16 protein-coding genes are annotated in these 20,585 nt (G+C 40.1%); 9 read left to right on the forward strand and 7 right to left on the reverse strand.

What is annotated here, in order from left to right:
• The first annotated feature begins 262 nt into the window (after positions 1-262).
• Positions 263-2,872, forward strand: a complete 2,610-nt coding sequence (locus U2718_RS16300) for a M1 family metallopeptidase (protein ID WP_341996741.1) — start codon at positions 263-265, stop codon at positions 2,870-2,872.
• Positions 2,873-2,956: 84 nt separating this feature from the next.
• Here the strand turns inward: U2718_RS16300 and U2718_RS16305 are convergent, their stop codons facing one another.
• Positions 2,957-3,931: an EamA family transporter gene (locus tag U2718_RS16305; RefSeq protein WP_341996743.1), complete on the reverse strand. Its 975-nt coding sequence runs from the start codon at positions 3,929-3,931 to the stop codon at positions 2,957-2,959.
• A gap of 76 nt (positions 3,932-4,007) precedes the next feature.
• Between U2718_RS16305 and U2718_RS16310 the strand changes: the two genes are divergently transcribed.
• From U2718_RS16310 to U2718_RS16320, 3 genes are all read left to right on the forward strand, one after another.
• The gene (locus tag U2718_RS16310) at positions 4,008-4,595 is read left to right on the forward strand and encodes a hypothetical protein (protein WP_341996745.1); all 588 of its coding nucleotides are present in this window, start codon (positions 4,008-4,010) and stop codon (positions 4,593-4,595) included.
• Positions 4,596-4,773: 178 nt separating this feature from the next.
• A complete protein-coding gene (locus tag U2718_RS16315; RefSeq protein WP_341996747.1) occupies positions 4,774-4,995 on the forward strand; it encodes a hypothetical protein in 222 nt (73 codons plus the stop codon).
• A 381-nt stretch (positions 4,996-5,376) separates the two neighbouring features.
• Complete coding sequence (locus tag U2718_RS16320; protein ID WP_341996749.1) at positions 5,377-5,625, forward strand: hypothetical protein; 249 nt, start codon at positions 5,377-5,379, stop codon at positions 5,623-5,625.
• Between the two features lie 183 nt (positions 5,626-5,808).
• Here the strand turns inward: U2718_RS16320 and U2718_RS16325 are convergent, their stop codons facing one another.
• Complete coding sequence (locus U2718_RS16325; RefSeq protein WP_341996751.1) at positions 5,809-6,615, reverse strand: fasciclin domain-containing protein; 807 nt, start codon at positions 6,613-6,615, stop codon at positions 5,809-5,811.
• A gap of 774 nt (positions 6,616-7,389) precedes the next feature.
• Here U2718_RS16325 and U2718_RS16330 point away from each other — a divergent pair.
• The gene (locus tag U2718_RS16330; RefSeq protein WP_341996753.1) at positions 7,390-8,187 is read left to right on the forward strand and encodes a glutathione S-transferase family protein; all 798 of its coding nucleotides are present in this window, start codon (positions 7,390-7,392) and stop codon (positions 8,185-8,187) included.
• A 433-nt stretch (positions 8,188-8,620) separates the two neighbouring features.
• Complete coding sequence (locus U2718_RS16335) at positions 8,621-10,354, forward strand: ATP-binding protein (protein WP_341996755.1); 1,734 nt, start codon at positions 8,621-8,623, stop codon at positions 10,352-10,354.
• 105 nt (positions 10,355-10,459) lie between these two features.
• Here U2718_RS16335 and U2718_RS16340 read toward each other — a convergent pair whose 3' ends face one another.
• From U2718_RS16340 to U2718_RS16355, 4 genes are all read right to left on the reverse strand, one after another.
• On the reverse strand, positions 10,460-11,779 hold the full coding sequence (locus U2718_RS16340; protein WP_341996757.1) for an O-antigen ligase family protein: 1,320 nt from the start codon (positions 11,777-11,779) through the stop codon (positions 10,460-10,462).
• The gene (locus U2718_RS16345) at positions 11,776-13,464 is read right to left on the reverse strand and encodes a hypothetical protein (RefSeq protein ID WP_341996758.1); all 1,689 of its coding nucleotides are present in this window, start codon (positions 13,462-13,464) and stop codon (positions 11,776-11,778) included. Before U2718_RS16345 ends, U2718_RS16340 begins: the two co-directional genes overlap by 4 nt.
• A gap of 67 nt (positions 13,465-13,531) precedes the next feature.
• Positions 13,532-14,713 (reverse strand): hypothetical protein, encoded by a 1,182-nt coding sequence (locus tag U2718_RS16350; protein WP_341996760.1) that lies wholly within the window; start codon positions 14,711-14,713, stop codon positions 13,532-13,534.
• 52 nt (positions 14,714-14,765) lie between these two features.
• Positions 14,766-15,869, reverse strand: a complete 1,104-nt coding sequence (locus U2718_RS16355) for a hypothetical protein (protein ID WP_341996762.1) — start codon at positions 15,867-15,869, stop codon at positions 14,766-14,768.
• Positions 15,870-16,599: 730 nt separating this feature from the next.
• On the opposite strand from U2718_RS16355, the gene U2718_RS16360 reads away from it, so the two are divergent.
• The 3 genes from U2718_RS16360 to U2718_RS16370 all read left to right on the forward strand — a co-directional run bounded on the left by U2718_RS16360 (position 16,600) and on the right by U2718_RS16370 (position 19,661).
• Positions 16,600-16,743, forward strand: a complete 144-nt coding sequence (locus U2718_RS16360) for a hypothetical protein (RefSeq protein WP_341996764.1) — start codon at positions 16,600-16,602, stop codon at positions 16,741-16,743.
• 646 nt (positions 16,744-17,389) lie between these two features.
• A complete protein-coding gene (locus U2718_RS16365) occupies positions 17,390-18,373 on the forward strand; it encodes an RNA polymerase sigma factor, RpoD/SigA family (protein ID WP_016878995.1) in 984 nt (327 codons plus the stop codon).
• A 457-nt stretch (positions 18,374-18,830) separates the two neighbouring features.
• Complete coding sequence (locus tag U2718_RS16370) at positions 18,831-19,661, forward strand: hypothetical protein (RefSeq protein ID WP_341996766.1); 831 nt, start codon at positions 18,831-18,833, stop codon at positions 19,659-19,661.
• 149 nt (positions 19,662-19,810) lie between these two features.
• Here U2718_RS16370 and cobO read toward each other — a convergent pair whose 3' ends face one another.
• Complete coding sequence (gene cobO, locus U2718_RS16375) at positions 19,811-20,482, reverse strand: cob(I)yrinic acid a,c-diamide adenosyltransferase (RefSeq protein WP_341996768.1); 672 nt, start codon at positions 20,480-20,482, stop codon at positions 19,811-19,813.
• Positions 20,483-20,585 lie beyond the last annotated feature (103 nt).

Genomic DNA, 20,585 nt, shown 5'->3' on the forward strand with positions numbered 1-20,585 from the left:
GACAGCTATGTTCTTCCTTGAGAAATATTTAATATGAGCAATATTGCAAGCTATCCTAAGCTATATATTCTACTTCTACTCAATCAGAACCTATTACGGTGTCAATCACTAAAAATTAAATAAAACAGTGTTCAATGATACAGAGTGCGCTGTATCAGAGTAGAAAATATTAAGGGTTGATTTGGGAAGTGAATGCGATGTAGTTATAAGGTTTTTTCGTTACTAAAACCATTTTAAAGTTATCAGGAATTAGAAGGTTAGAATGTCTCATTTTTCTTTAGATACAGAAAATAGCCGCTACAAATCTTTTGAATTACCAGGGTCAAAACCACACTATAACCCCGATCACCCTGGACAGGTTGAGCATATTTTTCTCGATCTCAATTTAGATATTCCTACACAGAGTCTTAGTGGTAAGTGCAACATTACTCTGTTGCCCATCCGTAATGGTGTTGACCGTTTGACATTGGATGCTGTTAACCTGAATATTGAATCCGTGCAGGTGGATGAGGAACCGCAAAAATTTGATTATGACGGGGAAAAACTATCGATTAAACTCGCCTCACCCACGCAAGTTGACAAGCAAATCAAAATAGCGATCGCCTACTGGGTTGAAAAACCTCAACGCGGTATTTACTTTATTCAGCCAGACAAACACTATCCCAACAAACCTACCCAAGTTTGGACACAGGGAGAAGATGAAGACTCGCGCTTCTGGTTTCCCTGCTTTGACTATCCAGGGCAGCTGTCTACTTCCGAAATTCGCGTGCGTGTTCCCAAACCTTTGATTGCTATTTCTAATGGCGAATTAATTGCCACTGAAGAAGACGGTAATTCTAAAATATATCACTGGTTGCAGCAGCAGGTTCATCCTACCTACTTAATGACGTTAGCAGTAAGTGATTTTGCGGTAATTCGCGATGAGTGGAATGGCAAACCTGTTACTTATTATGTAGAAAAAGGACGAGAAGCAGATGCGAAGCGCAGTATGGGCAAAACCCCGCGGATGATGGAGTTTTTAAGCGAAAAATATGGCTATCCCTATGCGTATCCAAAGTATGCCCAAGTCTGCGTGGATGACTTTATTTTTGGTGGCATGGAAAACACCTCTACAACACTGCTTACTGATAGATGTTTATTAGATGAAAGAGCAGCACTCGATAACCGCAATACCGAAAGTTTAGTTGTCCACGAACTAGCACACCAGTGGTTTGGCGATTTAGTAGTGATTAAACATTGGTCTCATGCTTGGATTAAGGAAGGAATGGCTTCCTATTCTGAGGTAATGTGGACAGAGCATGAATATAGTGCAGATGAAGCAGCCTATTACCGTCTGCTCGAAGCTCGCAGTTATTTAGCAGAAGATAGCAGTCGCTACCGTCGCCCAATGGTAACGCACGTTTACCGAGAGGCAATAGAGCTTTACGATCGCCATATCTATGAGAAAGGATCTTGTGTTTATCACATGATCCGTGCCGAACTCGGCGAAGAACTATTTTGGAAAGCAATGCAGACATTTGTACGGGATAATGCCCACAAAACTGTAGAAACCGTAGACTTGCTGCGAGCGATCGAAAAGGCAAGCGGACGCAATCTATTGTTCCTTTTCGATCAGTATGTCTATCGTGGCGGTCATCCTGATTTTAAAGTAGCTTACTCTTGGGACGGAGATGCCAAATTAGCAAAAGTGACGGTGACTCAAACCCAAGCGAAATCAAATCGGAATGGTAGTAGCAGCGATTTATTTGATTTGCGCATCCCGATTGGTTTTGGTTATACCAACAATGCAGAGACGGGTTATGGCGCGTCTTCTGATTTAAAAATTTTCAATGTGCGCGTTCACGAACGCGAACAAAGTTTCTATTTTCCCCTCGAAGAAAAACCCCAGTTTATCAGCTTCGATGTCGGGAATCATTTCTTGAAAACCGTCTCTTTGGAGTATCCAATACCAGAGTTAAAAGCGCAGTTGGAATTCGATCCTCACCCCACCTCTCGCATTTATGCAGCGGAGGCTTTAGCGAAGAAAGGAGGATTAGAAGCTCTCAAGGCATTAGCGACGGCACTGCAACATGATCCTTTTTGGGGTGTACGTGTAGAAGTAGCTAAACAACTAGCAGAAATAAAGTTGGATCAAGCTTTTGATGCTTTGGTGGTGGGATTAAAAGACAAAAGTTCCTATGTGCGTCGGGCTGTGGTGATGGCACTGGCGAAAACTAAAACCCACACCAGCTATAAAGCTGTCAAAGAAGTTATACAGGAAGGAGATGCCAGTTATTACGTAGAAGCAGAAGCCGCTCGTGCTATTGGGACAATTGCTGCTGCCAGTCTGGAAGAAAAACCCAAGGAAGAAAAGGTTATTAAACTGCTAAAAACTGTTTTGGAAGAAAAAGCGGGTTGGAATGAAGTAGTCAGAAGTGGTGCGATCGCTGGTTTAGCGGAACTTAAAACTTCGGAAGCAGCTTTAAATCTGATCATGGAATACACCAGACTGGGTGTACCGCAACCTCTGCGTTTAGGGGCAATTCGTGCTTTAGGTAAAATTTCTGTTGGACAAACTCCTGTTAACCTAGAGCGAATTTTGGAGCATTTAGCTGAACTTGCTAAAGACACGTTCTTTTTAACGCAAATAGCAGTAGTTACAGCACTGGGGCAAATGGAAACTCCCAAGGCGATCGCTATTTTGCAATCACTAAGCGATCAAACAGCCGATGGGCGTGTACGTCGCTATGCCGAAGAAGAAATTGCCAGAGTGCAAAAGAATATTGGTACAGAAAGTGCAGTTAAACAATTACGCGAGGAACTAGATCAACTTAAGCAACAAAACCAAGAACTCAGAAGCCGTCTGGAAAACTTGGAAGCTAAATCTAAGTAGGAGGGAACAGTGAACAGTGAACAGTGAACAGTAAACAGTAATCAGTGAAAAAATTGATAACTGATTACTGATAACTGACATTGCTTATACACCTACTTTTTGATTGAGTTGCAAAACCAGCACTGCTCCCAGAACTAGAACACTGCCCAATATTTGTAGCGGTGTCAGAGCTTGCCCAAACCAAATCCAGGCAATAACAGCAGCGATCGCTGGTTCTAAGGTAGCTGCGATCGCTGCTCTGTCTGCTCTGACTCGCTGGATACCCCAGCAATAGAACAAAAAGGGAAGCAGTGTGCCGCCAACTCCTATAAACAACACTCCCAGTAAATTATTTGGTTGAATCAAGCTAGTGGGGAATCCTTGCGGAAGTTGAACCGCAATCCAAAATAAACTTGCCACGATGAAGCCTTTCAACATCACTGTTACGGCATCATTAGCCATGCCCACCCTTTCTGCTAACAAAGTATAGGTTGCAAATAGAATCGCGCTGAGAATTGCACTGGCAAGCCCAATCCCGTCAAGCTTACTCACATCACCCCCTGATACCTGAGCTACTAGCGCTACTCCCAAAATCGCAGCTATTACTGATGTACCTACAGAAAATGAGGGTAAACGCCTTGTGGTAAGTGCAATCCACAGGATAATCAAGGCTGGAGCAGTATATTGAATCACAATCGCAACCGCAACCTCAAGCCGAGCGATCGCCAAGTAGTACGTAAAGTTTACTAACGCTAGAGCCAAGCCCAGCATCAAAATCCAACCGTTGATTTGAAAGTTTTTCCAAATGGATAGTTTTCGAGTTTGCAGTCCACTTAATACGCCCAATCCCACTGCTGAAATTGTGGCGCGAGCCTCTACCAACTCAAAGGGAGTAATCCCAGACTGGAAAAGCCCTTGAGCTACATTTGCTCCTACTGCCCACAAGATTGCGGCAAGGGCGATCGCGCCTAAACCCAGCAATGCAGAAGAGCGAAACTCTTTTTTGGAAGCAACTGCCATTTTGAGTACGTGTTGTTGACAATAACCGATGTTAGGCGATCGCCAAGGATATAAAAGCAAAGGATTTTATGTTAGTGATAAGGTCATAACATGATCATTACCAAAATCACCACAACCAGATTGAAAGATAAAATTAATGCACGAATTTCCTGACTACATTACGCATTATTACGAACAAGGGAGCGACATTCTCAAAAACATTTGCAGTCATCCTGATGAAGTAGCGGAGGTGATACTAGCACATCTCAAAGAAAATGGTAAGCGTACGTGGCTACATCCTGGGTATCTTGAGGAACGGCGCACAGTTGAAGCATGGTTATACGAAGAGTTTGTGCGGAAGGGTAAAAAGCCATATCTCAAGCACCCGCTTTATTTTGTCTTAGGTGAAAACGATGACTTTTTTCAAAAAAATGGGTTTTTTAGCAATGCTAATCCTGCGAAATTAAGACTGCCTTTGTCACTTTTTACAAGTGACATGATTTCCTTCACATATCCTGATAGTATGCCAAGCTTGGCAATTGCCACAGTGGAGCGAGGTGAGGCATATCGGAAACCTTTTCACGGAAAGGTTTTTACTTTAGAAGAAATTAATGACATTGTGCAGACGTATGGATTGCCAGGGAACAAGTGGAAAAGTGAAGAGTATTGGCGCTATGACCGCTTTATTGAGGTACAAATATGGGATGATCGATCCATTTGGAATTTTTTGCAAATGTCGCAGTAAACCATTTGTCAAGGTCAGAACACCGAATTGAATATAGTTATAAGCGAATTACCGAGTAGTATGATTACACAATTTTAATTTGACGATCAAGCTAAAAAAGAATTACAATATAATATGATGCAATTAGTCCTTAAAAACAACTTATTTGAATTATCTTATCCATGTAGGAACAAGCTTTATGCGATTAAAAAGATGGGAATCTCCCCGCCGACAAGGCAGGAATAACAAGGGCAAAGGAGGCTCTGCAAGACAACGGCAACTCAAAAAACAACAGCAGATGCTTAGAAAAAGGTTGAAGACTGAAGGTAAAGAAGAAAAAAACAAATATCAAGAAAGGGGGGAAGTCAATCTAAACTTCTCCTTATTTTTTGACTTTTTGATGATAAAAATAAAGCTTTGAACTAAAATAAAAAATAATAATTTATTATCTAAATTAGATTTTTGCAGTTACTATTTATCTATTGAAACTGCTAGTTAGTCTGAAAATATAAATAACATTTGAATTCACAAGCAGAGTTGGCACTATTATTTGTAATTTGACTTTCTCGGCGATTAGAACCGCTATGGCTACGCAAATAGTGGTATGATAATTTTTTAAAAAATAAACAGTCAAAATTTAGGTTAAGTCATGCTTTTATGACTATTTTTCCTAAATTCCTCACAAGTTCCTCAAATTTTTGATTTATAACTCACGAGTGGAGAAGGTTAGGAATTATGATTTACTTCTAACTCTCCATCTCACCTCTTGAAAGAGGCAAAATATTATGTAGGAGCGTGGTTTATGGCGAGAAGATGGGCAACACTCCAGAAGGCAAAAAGGCAGCAGAGCATCTTGCTTCCAGATGTAGGTGGAATACCAAAGGAGCAAACCTCCCATCCTTTGGAAAGTCACTCTTCACCGATAAATCATACCTTGTATGAGAAGTTATCAGGTTACCTTGCAGATACTTCCAGAATGGCAGATTTAGCACATTCTCAATTTGGCGATCGCCACTGGGCAAGACAGAACATAGCCAGATCCATAACTTAGTAGAAATAGTAAACGTTTGCTTTTATGATTGCACTCCTCACACCAACATCCTGAATTGAGAAACGCTCCTCAATGCGATCGCTTAACTGAGTTATGAATAGAAAAAGCCCTATTCAAAATCGATTTGAACAGGGTTTATGGCTAAAAATTGTATGCCTACAGATACATAAAGAACTGCCAAAATTATAAGTTAGGAGGCAATATTACTTGATCAATTGCATGGATGACGCCGTTACTACCCTTAATATCTGGTTTCACAACGTTAGCATCATTTACCATCACGCTCTTGCCACCATCGGCTTTGACAGTGATTGGACTACCTTCAACGCTATTTACTTCGCCAGACTTTAGGTCAGTTGATAATACCTGACCAGATACCACATGATAAGTCAAAATTTTGACCAAAACTTCTTTATTTTCTGGCTTCAACAAATCTTGTACAGCATCTGGTGGCAACTTAGCAAAAGCTGCATCTGTAGGTGCAAATACAGTAAAAGGCCCTTTGCCTTGTAAAGTTTCTGTTAATCCAGCTGCTTTCAAAGCTTTGGTTAACATCGTAAATTCTTTATTGGATTCTGCCAGAGCTACTAAATCTTTACCTTCTGTGCCTGTCGATGGTTGAGTTGGAGTTGTCTCTACTCCTGGTGCAGGAGCAGGGGCAGGTGTAGTTTCAGGGGTTGTAGGTGGAACTGCCGGAGTACTTCCAGGACAAGCAGCGCGATTATAAGGACACTCATCTAAAATACTCGGTCTAGGATTTAGTGGCCCTTGCCCCGTGTTTTGTGCTAAATTCTTCTGACTTAATGTTTTGCCCTTTGGCGCTGATGCAGGCGCACTCAGCGTGCGGCTATACGGATTTCCTTGGAAGACACTGTGTTGAGAATTGAGTGCATCGTTTGCTCCTACAGGTAACCCAATCAAAAGACTTGCGCTCGTCACTCCTGCTATACCAGCAAACTTTGTCAATAAATTGCTATAATTTACCTTCATAAATTTTGTTTGGCTTAAATTTCCACACATTACCATAAAGATTTATAACATCTTGTTACGCAAAAAATCTAATTGTCTAAGTAAGTTTTGACCAAATAAAGTAGTTGTGATGATAATATCCAAAGTCCTTATGATACTCATACTGAAGGCAATCAGGAGCATTAGCACAAACACAAAATATCAATAAAATATATATTGAGTAAATAGACTCTTAGGAACACTTATATGTTTCCTTCGAGCACAACTAGTTTTTGGGAATTGCAGACAAAGTATTTACTATATGGGAAAAATTTAGCGTGTCCATCTAAAAAATGTTTACTGAAAACCTTTGCCGATTGGCGAGAATTTCAGTAATTTTGATTGCTAACCAAAAATTTTCCAAGTTTGTGCTCCGTTGTATAAATTTTACATTAAATCGCAGAAACTTTTAAGGATTAGAGTTTTTGATGGGTACGTTCAGAAACATTTCATCATTAGTTATGTAATGATGTATAAATACAATATTCAGAAAAAAGCTGTTAATTATACTAGTAAAATTTTTACTATGATCACTTATGTAATCAAATAACTTATTGCAATCAACACATAGAAAATTTTCAAACAATATTATCAATATGCAAGTATTTTTGCTTAACTTGACACGAATATAAATCTAAGTCTAACTAATGCTTAAAATTCTGGACATTTTATATTGAAATTGTTTTCAAATATGATTAATTTTTATGAAGGTAAAACTGTAAAATTAAAGCATCAACGATACACAGGGTATGTTCAATGTTAGAATTGTATCAATTTGAACTATCTCAATACTCAGAAAAAGTACGTTTAATTCTCGACTATAAAGGTTTGGAATATCGTAAAATCGAGGTTACGCCTGGAATAGGACAGGTAGAGCTCTTTCGTTTAACTGGTCAGCGGCAAGTTCCCGTACTTAAAGATGGCTATCAATATATAGTTGACTCTACTGACATAGCCAAGTACTTGGACTTACATTATCCCGATCGCCCACTGATTCCACAAGATTCCAAAAAGCGAGGTTTGTGCTTAATGATGGAAGAGTGGGCAGATGAATCAATCGGCATCAAAGGAAGAAAGGCACTCTTTTCTGCCATTAGTCAAGATCAAAATTTCCGCAAAGCTTTGTTACCTCATTCTGTTCCAGATGTCTTCAAAACTTTTGTAGAAGGAGTGCCAAACGATGTACTCAAACTTTTGGGCTTTGGAGTTGGTTATAGTCCAGAGGCAGTACAAAGAGCGATCGCCGATTTGAAACAAGACTTGGAAGCTTTATGCCTACTATTGGCAGACAGTCCTTACTTATTAGGAGATGAACCAACTCTGGCAGATTTTGCAGTAGCAGGTTTATCTATATTATTAAAATTCCCTGATGGCCCTTATCTGGATTTGCCAGTCAGCATTAGAGGCAAAGGAGTACTTGGTTTAGCAGACAATCCTGCCTATGAACCATTCTTTGTGTGGCGCGATCGCCTTTACGCCCAATTCCGTAAACCAACACTGGGTTCTGGATTTTCCACTGGTACAACTGCGCCTACTTCGATTCAAATTGAGTAATTAGTTAGTAGTTAGTAAGGACGAGTTTCAATAGATATATTATTTTTTCAGACTACTAAAATTATGGCTAAACCTGTCCGTATAGTGGTTAATGATTTAGTAATTCCTGCCTATTGCCACTTGTTCCTTGGGAGAACGCTGAGTTTTCCATTAAAATTTTGTACTAAATTTGGTGTCGCCAAAATTTTCCTCGATTATTTAAGTAAAATGGCGAGATCAACCCAATTACGTAAACAAGTGTTAAAAAAGTATTTTCTCAACTAACAACTGTACGGGCGGGTTTGAACAGCAATCTCTCTCAATTAACGAAATAACTTTTATATAAACCCGCCCCTCCTAATTACTAACAGTCCTAATAGAAAATAATGTTTATCCATGCCCATCTACTTAAAATTCAACATAAAATAAGGCACGTAAGTATGTAATTAATGAAATGAATTTAGGACAGCCATTAGGTTCAGTCATACAAGGTTCTCTCATCGGCGGATTAGAAGTGCGATTGCACCCTGATATTTCTGTTGAAGATATGCGGGTGGGCAAATTTCTAGTTGTGCAAGGTATGCGATCGCGTTTTTTCTGCATGCTAACAGATGTGGCACTGGGAACCGCGAACCAAAGAATTATCGCTAATCCTCCTAGTTGGGAAGATACTTTTTTGCGAGAAGTTTTAGCCGGTAGTGGTACTTATGGCACCATCAATCTGGCACCCATGCTCATGTTTACCCCTGAATCTAATGAATCTTTTTCGGCTACAAATGGTAAATCTGCAAATCCTTTTGTGCCGTCATCGGTGACAGGATTGGCATCATTCCAGCCCCAAACAAGCACAACTATGGAATTGATGCCAGTCAAAACTATTCCCACTCATTTTAGCCAAGTTTACGAAGCCTCAGAAGAAGATTTTCGCCGCGTATTCGGCTGGGAAGACGATCCCCACAGAAAAAACTTTTCTATCGGTAAACCACTAGATATGGATGTACCGGTATGCATCGATTTAAATCGCTTTGTTGAACGTAGCAATGGCGTCTTTGGTAAATCTGGAACAGGTAAATCTTTTTTGACACGCTTACTTTTAGCAGGAACAATTCGTAAAAACGCGGCAGTAAATTTAATTTTTGATATGCACTCCGAGTACGGTTGGGAAGCTGTATCGGAAGGAAAACAATTCAGTACAGTTAAAGGTTTAAAGCAACTTTTCCCCAGCAAAGTAGAAGTATACACGCTCGATCCAGAATCGACCAAGCGTCGCGGCGTTCCTCATGCTCAAGAACTTTACCTGAGTTACGACCAAATTGAAGTTGAAGATGTTAAATTATGCTCTCGCGATTTAGGACTTTCGGAAGCCAGTATTGATAACGCCAATATTCTCTATGCCGAATTTGGCAAATCTTGGATTCTGCAATTATTGAACATGACCAACGAGGAAATCAAGCTTTTCTGTGAAGAGAAGCGGGGGCACCAAGGTTCGATTACTGCATTGCAGCGCAAACTCTATCGGCTGGAAAATTTAAAATATATGCGTGCTGCTTGTCCGCACAACTATATCAATCAAGTTATGCGTTCAATAGAAACGGGTAAGAACGTTGTGATTGAGTTTGGTTCCCAGTCAGATATGCTTTCCTATATGTTGGTGACGAATATGATTACCCGTCGTATCCACCATTATTACGTCAGTAAAGCAGAAAAGTTTTTGCAGACAAAAAATCCTAACGATAAACCAACACAATTAATGATTACTATTGAGGAAGCACACCGTTTCCTTGACCCTGCCATAGTCCAAAGTACTATTTTTGGCACGATCGCCCGCGAAATGCGCAAGTACTTTGTCACGCTGTTGGTAGTCGATCAACGCCCATCAGGGATAGATAATGAAGTCATGTCCCAGATTGGTACTCGCGTCACTGCCTTACTTAATGATGAAAAAGATATTGACGCAATTTTTACAGGCGTATCTGGTGCTGGCAGTCTCAAATCAGTATTAGCAAAGTTAGACTCCAAGCAACAAGCCTTAGTTTTAGGTCATGCCGTTCCCATGCCAGTAGTAGTACGTACTCGTCCTTACGACGCACAATTCTACACTGAAATTGGTGATGCTGCTTGGGAAGAAAAATCAGATGAGGAAGTTTTTGCTGCTGCTGATTTAGCTAAGGCAGATCTTGGATTTTAAACAGTCAAAATTAACTATTTCTATATCTATATGACTGAAATCTGATTAAGATAGTGCTTCTATCTCTGTAACTATATAAAAAATACCGAAATCTTAAAGTATAATTTATTCACGAACGCATGACGCTCCAACCAAACTCAACGACCACCAAGCTAGATGCGTATACTGGGCGCACTCAAACCAGGTAAAAGTAAACACAATGTAGGCAATTACCACCGCCTCAATCCCCCGGCAAGGCGACTTGATAACCAGCCATAGACCCAATCCTAACAGCGATAAGTAAGACACTAATCCTAGTACACCTACTGATAAAATTGTATCTAAAATCAAATTGTGTGCTTTCACCGTGGGTAACGCTTGCCTGCCACGCTGCCCATCAAAGCCCTGGTAATCAAAAGTAAAATCGCCCAAGCGAGTAATCTTCACCCATTTAACCGATTTAGAATTGATGACGTGGGGATAAGCAGTACCAAAACCATTCATACCCCAACCGAGTAAAGGACGTTTACTGATACCGCGTTGTGATATCTCCCACAGATATACTCGGTCTGATGTTAGTTGTTTGAGAATCTTGGTATTGCTATCAAAGTTGAATCGATTAAGTGTTTCAATATTGCGAGTCAAGGAAACTGCACCGACAAACAACAAAGCCACTAACACAGTGCAGAGCATAAAGGAGCGTACTTGTTTGCCCAGAGGGAACTGGTAGAGCCAATAAACTCCTGCTACAACAAAAGCTAGTATTCCCGCCCTAGTTTGAGTCAATAGCAGTGCAGGGATAATTAGGATACTAGCCATAGCAGCATAACGAGTACTCAGCCACCGCCATTGCCAACCAATAAGCGTCATCACTGCCACTGCTGCTAGCACAAATGAAGCATGACCGCGATGAGAATACAAGCCGATTGGCTGTTGATTTTGGAAAATGGTACTAGCCAGGATATTATCTAGTAGTAGTTGCCCGCTTGTAGCAGTGTAGTCGATGCGCCAGTTAATAACTTGAGGAAAGATACTCAAGGCAAGGATAACACCGCCAATGACTAAACCAATGAATTGAGAACGGGCTAATTCAGGATGCAGTCTTAGTAGTAGGCTATTGCTGAGAGTGAAGATGGCGATTAGTAACCAGTAAAGCAAGCCATCACCCATCTGCTCTTGACCGAATAGGGAACGTAAGGGGAAGGGACTAGTAACAGTTGCGATTAACCCTATTGCCAGAAATATTTCCCACAGCAGTTTGCTGAGTTTCCAACTTTGAGGAATTTTAAGGGTGTCTTTTTCTTCCCACAGATAAAGGAAGTTGAGTATACAGATCAGGAGGATTGCAAATACTTTTGGCTGAGTCCAAATTTCCCCGCGCATTTTACCGAATGGGTTGATGAGAATGATGCTGAGGGAAAATAGTACGGTGTAGAGGTGTTTCACTGCTGTTTGTTGGATCTAATTTTCAGCGCTTTTATAAAGCCCCACGCGCCGAGCGTCAAGAGTCCAAATATAGGTGTAGATTCGGGTACAGATTGAGGTGAGCTTTCCTTAGAAATTGGACGCATTTTGAAACTGCCGATACGGTCATTAAATGCTAGTTGAATCGGGAAAGCTGTTTCTTGTGTTGAACCAAATAGTGAATCGATGTCAGTGATTTTAAAGTTGGAAATACCATGACCAAATAAGGAAACGAAGTCTAAGCTCTCTCCGGGACTGAATTCACCAAGAATAGTATCTCCTACTGAAACGGTAAATCGATTGTCGTCTCCAATTGGGAAGTCAAGAATTTCAGTAAATAGTGTGTCATCTAGTGCTTGGAATTCAAAACCATAGGTAGTGTATGGGTCGTACCAACGGCAGCCAGGAACGTTGCGGAATACTTGCCAGTTTCCATCTCTTGCATTGGGGAGGATTGGATTGTCTTGAGTTCCTCCTGGCCGTTCTCTGCTGACACCACCACCTCCGCTATTAGCTCCAATCACATATGGAAAATCATTTTCATGTTCAAACACTTGGACAGTAAGCTCGTATTTGCCTCCATCTTTGCCACGAATATGATTGCCGCCATCGCCATATGCACCTACAGTTAGGTTGATAGTTCCATCACTTGAAACGTTACCTGTTAATGCAGAAGCAAAGCCATCTCCTACAGGGCTACTATCATTGTCATAACCCCAAGTTTCATAGTTATGTCTTGCTTCCAAATATGTATTTGGATTGCATATATTTCCAGGTATATCGTTATTTATCTCGGCATGAAATTTTGCTCCTGGAGTAAGTTTTGTCAGTTGGAATGTATCTGTTTCTCCACTGGAGTAAAGACTATCGGCGAAGGTTTTTTGTATCTCATACTCGTCACGATAGTTTTTCCAACCCCATTTAATTCCGTTGTAAATCTTGACTTCTCTTCTACTACTGTTAGGAGATGTTATCTCCTCAGCCAAGAAAAGAAGTGCCTCAAAGTAATTCTTATTTTGAGCAGCTTGTAAGCCAGGGTTATAAGGTATATCGATAAAAGAGCTTTCACTAACGTAGTAATTAACTTCATCAGCAAAGGGAGTATCTCTTCTAAAGTCATTATCAATGTACCAAATATTAGGAAAAAGACCTACTCTATCAGAATAGTTAGCCCGGAATGCTTGAATCCAGTGAACTTTTCCTTGCCCTAGTTGAGGATCTCCAGGCGCAGGAAGATATTTTAAATGAAAAGAAGCCCCAACTCCATCATCTCGAAGTTCCTCGTCAGGGTCTATTGGTAATTCCAAACCACAAAGATCCCCGTAGCCACATGCGACATAATCTTTAATTTCAAAACTACCCTTTAAATCCTGATCGGCAGGTTTGAAATCCCAACCTAACAGACCCTGATTAGACTGAAGAACCCATAATGCAAGTGTAATGTTAAATGTAGTTGAACCACCAAGACGGAGAGGTTCTGTCCATAATCTCCTATCTACTTCTGTTATACCAAAAACACCGTCAGCATTATAGCTTGTAGTTGGTTTCCAATTGTCAGTTGCACCAGGGCTAGAGGGGATAATAGTAAATGCAAAACTTGCTTGTCCCGTTACCCCAACTATTAAAACCGATGCAAACCAAGCTATAGAATGTTGTATGAATCGCATTTTTTGTAACTCCTCTGTGTATTGAAGTTCAAAGAGATGTCATTTTGATTGTGAAATCAGATATAAATTATCGAGATAATGATTCTGATTTACTCGATGGATTGACAAGACGAAACTCTACAAATGGCATAGCCAACCAACCATTCCAAACTGTTTCTGATACTTTTTCTTGCGGACACTTAGCTGACCGTTCAGAAATGTGATAAATGAGTTGTAGTCGATATAATGTGTCACATTTAAGACCAGGAAAATAATAAAAACCGCAATCTCTTAAGCCGCGAGCTTGATTAGTAATAGCAAGTTCAAGCTGACCATTACGCCAAAAAATCATTGCTTCTAAATCAAAAAATGTACTTTCTCTTGGTTGAACTAAATAATATTGTGTTCTCTTACCTAGTCCAGGTCTAACCATTTCGCTAAACCAATTGATTTCTTTCCCATCGATATCAATTAGAGTTACGTTGATAGAATGTGCTTGGTAAAAGCGAAAAGCAGTTGATGTGTTGTTAGTAACACGAATCCCTAAATTTATATCTGTTTTGGCTCCACTTTGCATGGGAGGGATAGCCAAAACAGACTCCGGCATATCTGTTTTGAACAGGACTCCATCAATTTCTATTGCATAAATATCAGTTGATAAGGGTTGAACTAGACGAATATTTAACCAAGGTGTAACCAAAATTTGTGAATTAGTTTCTCGTACAGTTCTTTCTTGGCTATTGTTAAATCTTGAGACATATGTAGTTTTGTTGTCAGTATTCAAAATCAATCGAAGCTGATAGGTTTCTGGCTGAAGTACTTTAAAATACCAGAAGTAATTAGGCGTAATAGAACCAATTACGTAATCAGGAATAGTAGGAATTTTTAGTTGTAGAGAGTTATCTTGCCAAAAGAGTCTTGCAGTTAGAGAAAAAGTTGTGCGGCATTTAGACCTAATTGTAAACCACTCGAATTGTCTGGTATGGTTACTCTCCATCAGTCTGTTTAACTGATTATTAGTAATGCCTTCTTCAATCACTAAATCTCCTTGTATTATTTGTCCATCTGATGTCAAAAGCTCTGGGATAAAAGCTTGCAAAGGGTTAAGATAAAAATAATTTGAATTATTGTGGTTGATACTCACACATAATTTGATTGGAACATCAACTCCATTTTGATTTTTTGGAATGGGATAAATTCTGGTAGGAAAGAGTAGTGTATTAGGATTAACAACCTCTATGCATATACCATTAGATTCAAAAGATGTCATGTTGGCTGTCCTCTCAATTTTCAGGTTTTCATGCGCGTCAAACTTTTTGACTTCAAGCTTGAACTAGGCAAAATTTCACGAAGGGCGTATGCACCATACCTCTCCAAAAATCTTCAAACGAACCTATATCTAATGGATTTGTTAGCGATCTGTATGTCAACCGAACCTGATAAGTACCCAACTTCAAGCCATTAAACGACCAATAACCTCTACCTGTACCACGAACTATCAAGTTCAATAGCCCATTCATCTGCCTTTCAAAGTGTGCATTAACAAAGAACATCACACTTTTTCCAGGCTCAACCAAATGATAATCCGATTCCCTAGCACCAACCCACCCAGTGCTGCCAGCGCCTAGATTCTGCCCTAAAATACAACCATCTGCTCCCATCAGTGCTGGAATCAAGGTGGTAAATGAGCAGAAGCACTGAGAAGTTGATGTGTTGTTTGTGATGCGAAGCCCAATCTGTACAGAGGAACTGGCATCGGATAGCTGAGAGTGCGAAATAGTCCATATTTGCTCTGGCACCACAGTTTCAAAGCAAACATTATTGACTTGCACTTGATTATTATTAGATCCCATCGGTTCAACTAGTTGGAAATTCACCCAAGGAGTTGCTAATAGACTTGTCACAGAGGCTTGTATTGGGGTAATTTCCCCTGTGTGTGCATCAAAGAATAAAAACTCCTCTTGAGGACTTAAGTAGGTGAATCTCAGCTTATATACTCCCAGTTGTAAAGCTTCAAAAAACCAAAAGTAGTTAGGGTTAATAGGGGGTTTGGAAGAGTGAAGGATAGTTGCTTGGACTTGAAGCAAGCTATTTTGCCAAGAGAACTTTGCAATCAAATAACAACCCAAAGTCATTTGATATGGAATTCCCATGCCGTTATATCGACTTGGAGTTATCTGCGTATTCATCAATTTTTGTGGATGTAGTACTTGCCCATCGCGGGATAAGAATTCTGGAGTCAGGAGTTCATAGACGAAAGGAAAAAGTGTTGGTGTTTTGTTAGTAATGCCAATGTCAATTTGTAAACAGGTATTAGTATCTGTTTGATCGGGAATAGACAAAACTATGAGGTTTGGCTCCGAAATTTCCATCTGGATACCATCGGCTTCACAAGTGTTGCTGCTATTTGATTCAAAAGATGTCATTTGACTACCCTCTTTATTTACAGGTTTTCATGCATCCTTAAACGTATGAACACATGGTTTAATATCATTGTCCTGAAAAAGAGCGATGAATTGTTTCAGACTTAGGTGTAGATTATTCAAAAAGTTTTTCTAATTCTTTGTTCACCATCGAGGCAACAATATCACTATTCTTTCTAAATACAGGGCAGTCACTCTTTCTAAGAGCTTTACGCAAATTGTATATTCTTTCTGTTGATGGTTCAGAAATACTTTAACTCTATGGGTCGTAGATGCATAAATTAAAGGTTGATTTCATGCAAAACTTTTGGTGCTGTATTTTCATGTTATATTTGATTGCTTCAAAACTATTAAGATAAATCTAGGCTGTTTTTCAATATGTGATAACCCAAGATTTACCGAATTGTTAGAACTAGTATCTACTGTATTAATAAATGAAAATTTATTAGAGCTTTATAAATTAAATCTAAAGTAAATATTCTTCAAAAAAGAAAGGTTAATTGTTAAAATAAAACAAAGATAAAATCAAGAAAAGAGATAGCCCAATATTAAGAACATATTAAGCTGAAGAAATATATTTATTTAGTGATGTAGCTGCTACTGTACTCAAAGAGCGATCGCTCTTATCAATAGCTTGCTGTCAGTCAGTTGAGTACTCGCACAGTCGTTTAAACTACTTTGGATATAGCAGCCAGGTAAAAATGACAGGCGATCGCTTTTTTAAATGAGAAAAATGGTATTATTCATAGTACGGGGTCTTCTTCGCGATCGCTCACGAGGGGATAAAACAGCGAGCAGAAGAAGATTACAGGCAAAAGCTGCTTCAGCAAGCAAATACACTCTTGGTAGGTGTGGCTGTAGTGCGATCGCTAGCTGAAATCAGGTTGAACTTACCAAAATTGCAGGGCTTTTGAGCAAGCGCTTCCTTTAGGAGCATTTTTGTTTGCTATCAAATCTTTGCCGAGAAAAGTTATTGGTTGTAGAGCCTTTGGTTTTATAGCTTAACTCCCGCTAGGTAAGGCAAAAATTTACATAGCGTGACATCCCTCCCTGAAAAGACTTAGATAGTTCGGTTATCCGGCTACCTCAGGAAACCTCAAGAGGGGTTTTTAGCGTCACTATATATATAGTGAATCTTGAGAGGAATTTTAGCTATTTTTTTTGGCCAGTTACTTATTTTGAACTATAATGGAAGATTTTGTTTAAACTACTTTACTCTTGGTTAAATTTATCGTAATATTAAATAAGTAGAACTCATACTGACTTCGTATTGTCAGCATCGTAGCCAGCGACTAAGGAAAAAAAGAATTCTTTAAGACAACGAACGCCTGCCTATAGAGATTCCAAAATCTAGGGAGGGTAGGGGAACCTATCTAAGGAACTAGCCGTCGTAACAGGTTCTAAAAACCGAGAAACTCGATCTTTGGTGGTAGTTCCGAAATGACTGATGATATATGCACTACCTTTCCTAATCCGCCATAACTTAAGTATTCTTTGTGTTTGGAGAAGAGGAAAACGCACCAATGCCCACTGTTAACACCGAACTTGAAAATACTAACGCCAAATTCACGGCTGATATGGTGCGAACCTATCTGCGCGAGATTGGTCGTGTACCCCTGCTAACTCGTGAGCAAGAAATTGTTTACGGCAAGCAAGTACAACAAATGATGACACTGCTAGAGGCAAAAGAGGCTTTAGCTAAGAAACTGCGCCGCGAACCGAACTTGGAAGAGTGGGCTGCTCACGTGAAAAAGTCTGAGACAGAAGTGAATCAGACTGTGTTGCAGGGTAAGCGGGCAAAGCAAAAAATGATTGAAGCGAATTTGCGCTTAGTAGTTGCTATCGCCAAAAAGTATCAGAAGCGGAACATGGAGTTTCTGGATCTGATTCAAGAAGGAACACTAGGATTAGAGCGTGGTGTCGAAAAATTTGATCCGACACGGGGTTATAAGTTTTCGACTTACGCTTACTGGTGGATTCGCCAAGCGATTACTCGTGCGATCGCCCAACAAGGGCGTACTATTCGCTTACCTATCCACATTACCGAAAAGCTGAACAAAATCAAAAAAGTACAGCGAGAACTTGCTCAAACCTTAGGGCGATCGCCATCTCCTGCGGAAATTGCTAAAGAACTTGAACTAGAGCCAGCTCAGATCCGTGAGTATCTGAATATGGCGCGTCAGCCAGTTTCTTTGGATGTTAAGGTTGGCGATAACCAAGATACTGAGTTGCAAGAAATGCTGGAAGATGAAGGGCCATCGCCAGAATCTTACATGACTCAAGAGTTCTTGCGCCAAGATCTTAACAATATGCTTGCAGAACTAACTCCTCAACAGCGAGAAGTATTAGCTTTGCGCTTTGGATTAGTAGATGGCAATGAAATGTCTCTAGCTAAAGTTGGTGAACGTTTAAACCTTAGCCGTGAGCGCGTTCGCCAGTTAGAGCATCAAGCCCTGGCGCATCTGCGCCGCCGTCGCGCCAACGTTAAAGAGTACGTTGCTAGCTAGCTAAATGCTTCTCGCCGTTGGCGACGCGCCTCCTGAATGCAGGGGGCGATTTTTTTATTCAACCTACCAAATCTTCTAAACATCTATTTGTCAAAATTTCTAAATAAAATCCGGAATCGAAAGATTTTCTTGTGTAGTTTCAGATAGATGTACAAAAAGTTAGGAGTTTTTCTGTCAAGTAGCAACAATTCTTCAAAAAAACACTAAAAATCAAGCTAAACTACTGAAGTTTTAATTTTTCTGAAAATCACCCTATTGGATTAATCACATAGGTCAAAGCGTTATCGCTCAACCAATGGTAGTCTAAGATTATTGTCCGTAATCAATCGAGACTTTATTTTTTTAGAAAGTTTTTTCAAACAATATCATCCCTTTGATAGAAGCTTTATTTATCAATACATCGATTCCAATTGAAGTCAGAGGCGCAGGATAGTTAATTTTTAAAAGGAGAAATAGGGTGCTTAATCATATTAACAAGCTGCTTCCCCCTCGTCATTTGAGAATACCCTTAATAGGCTTACTTCTTGTCCTTGGTGTCATGGGCGAGAGAGCTAAACCTGTATTAAGTAACCAGATCGCAAGATTTTATATCCCTGCTCCTCAAGAATTTGAAAATGAAGTAACTAACAGCTATACGGGGTTACAGCGCAATTCTACGCCAGAATCTCAAGCTAGTGAAAAGGAAGCTCGCTTACGCAGAGCGCTAGTAAAGTCGGGTTCCGTTGCTAGTAAAATCACCATAGATTCTGAGATAGGATCAGCAAAAGCTTTACAGAAGCAAGCAACTACTTACACTTGGTTACAGCGTAATTCTGATCATACACAAGCACCTGAATTAGAAGTAGCTCCTACAATTACAACTCAAAAGAGTGCATCAAAAGCATCTACACAAAAAGCAGGAACAGCACAAAAAGCAAAGTTGCCGAACCGAGATGGCGTTTACCTTTATGGACAGTCGCCCAAGGCAGGACAATTTGGGCATGGATATATCGTTTTTGAGAAGCGCCAGAGTAAAATTATGGGTGCATTGTATATGCCCAGTTCTGAGTTTAGTTGTTTTGAAGGTAGGCTAGCATCATCAGGAGATTTGGCAATGACTGTTAAGGGCTATCCTGGTGAGATCAGTCCAATACAGGTGGCAACAAAGGAGAGACTGCCTCGAACAAGCAACGATGAGCCAGTCATCTACGGTCATTCAGTAACACTGGAAGATTATTATCGTTTAAACTCTGTTAGTGCCAACGATCGCCGGGTTTTGCAAATGTGTAAAGCCAACTTGCAAAGCTAAGAATTCAGAAAGACGCAGAAATTAGAAGACAAGAACACAATTATTCTACGAGAAGTTGCTCTTTAATTGGAACTTTACAGAAGATTTTAATTGATTGACTAATTTTCTCTAATTTCTGGTTTTCATTGGTCAAAATCAGTAATAAAATTTTAAAACTCAATGCCTGGTTGTGCTTTCACACTTTGATCGCGTAAAGGATGCTTAACTAGAGTCATTTCCGTAACCAAGTCTGCGCGTTCAATTAAAGCAGTGGGAGCGCCTCTACCTGTGAGGATAACGTGGCTTTGCGCTGGCTTTTGATTTAACCCCGCTAAAATTTCCTCAACACGCAAATAGCCAAGTTTAATAGCAATATTGATTTCATCCAATAGCACTAGCTTGAAATCTGGATTTTGAATGTATTCTAATCCTTTTTGCCAAGCGGCTAGTGCTTTTTCAATGTCGCGATCGCGATCTTGAGTTTCCCAGGTAAAACCTTCGCCCATAGCATGAAATTCTAACTGGTCTTGCCAAAGACTGAAAACCCTTTTTTCCGAAGGTTCCCAAGCTCCTTTGATAAATTGGATAATCGCTACTTTATAACCATGACCAAGCGATCGCAATACCATCCCCAAAGCCGCAGTGGTTTTTCCCTTGCCATTACCAGTGTGAACAATGATTAACCCTTTTTCCTGCGCGGCTTGAGCAATTCTTTGGTCTTGTATTTGCTTGCGTCGCTGCATCTTTTTGCGATATTGCTCTTGTGTGAGGGATGGGGATGATGCCTCCTCCATCAAACTTTGCGCTTCTGAGTCTAGTTGAGTTGGTTTGTTAATGTTCATCAACTTTTTTGGAACAGTTATAAAGGAATCTTATAACTTCCTGTGATGAACCAAAACAGGAATTGGGGAGCGGGAAGAGGACACGGGGCGCGGGGACACGGAG

The organism is Chlorogloeopsis sp. ULAP02 (assembly GCF_038404745.2).
Classification (GTDB): domain Bacteria; phylum Cyanobacteriota; class Cyanobacteriia; order Cyanobacteriales; family Nostocaceae; genus Chlorogloeopsis.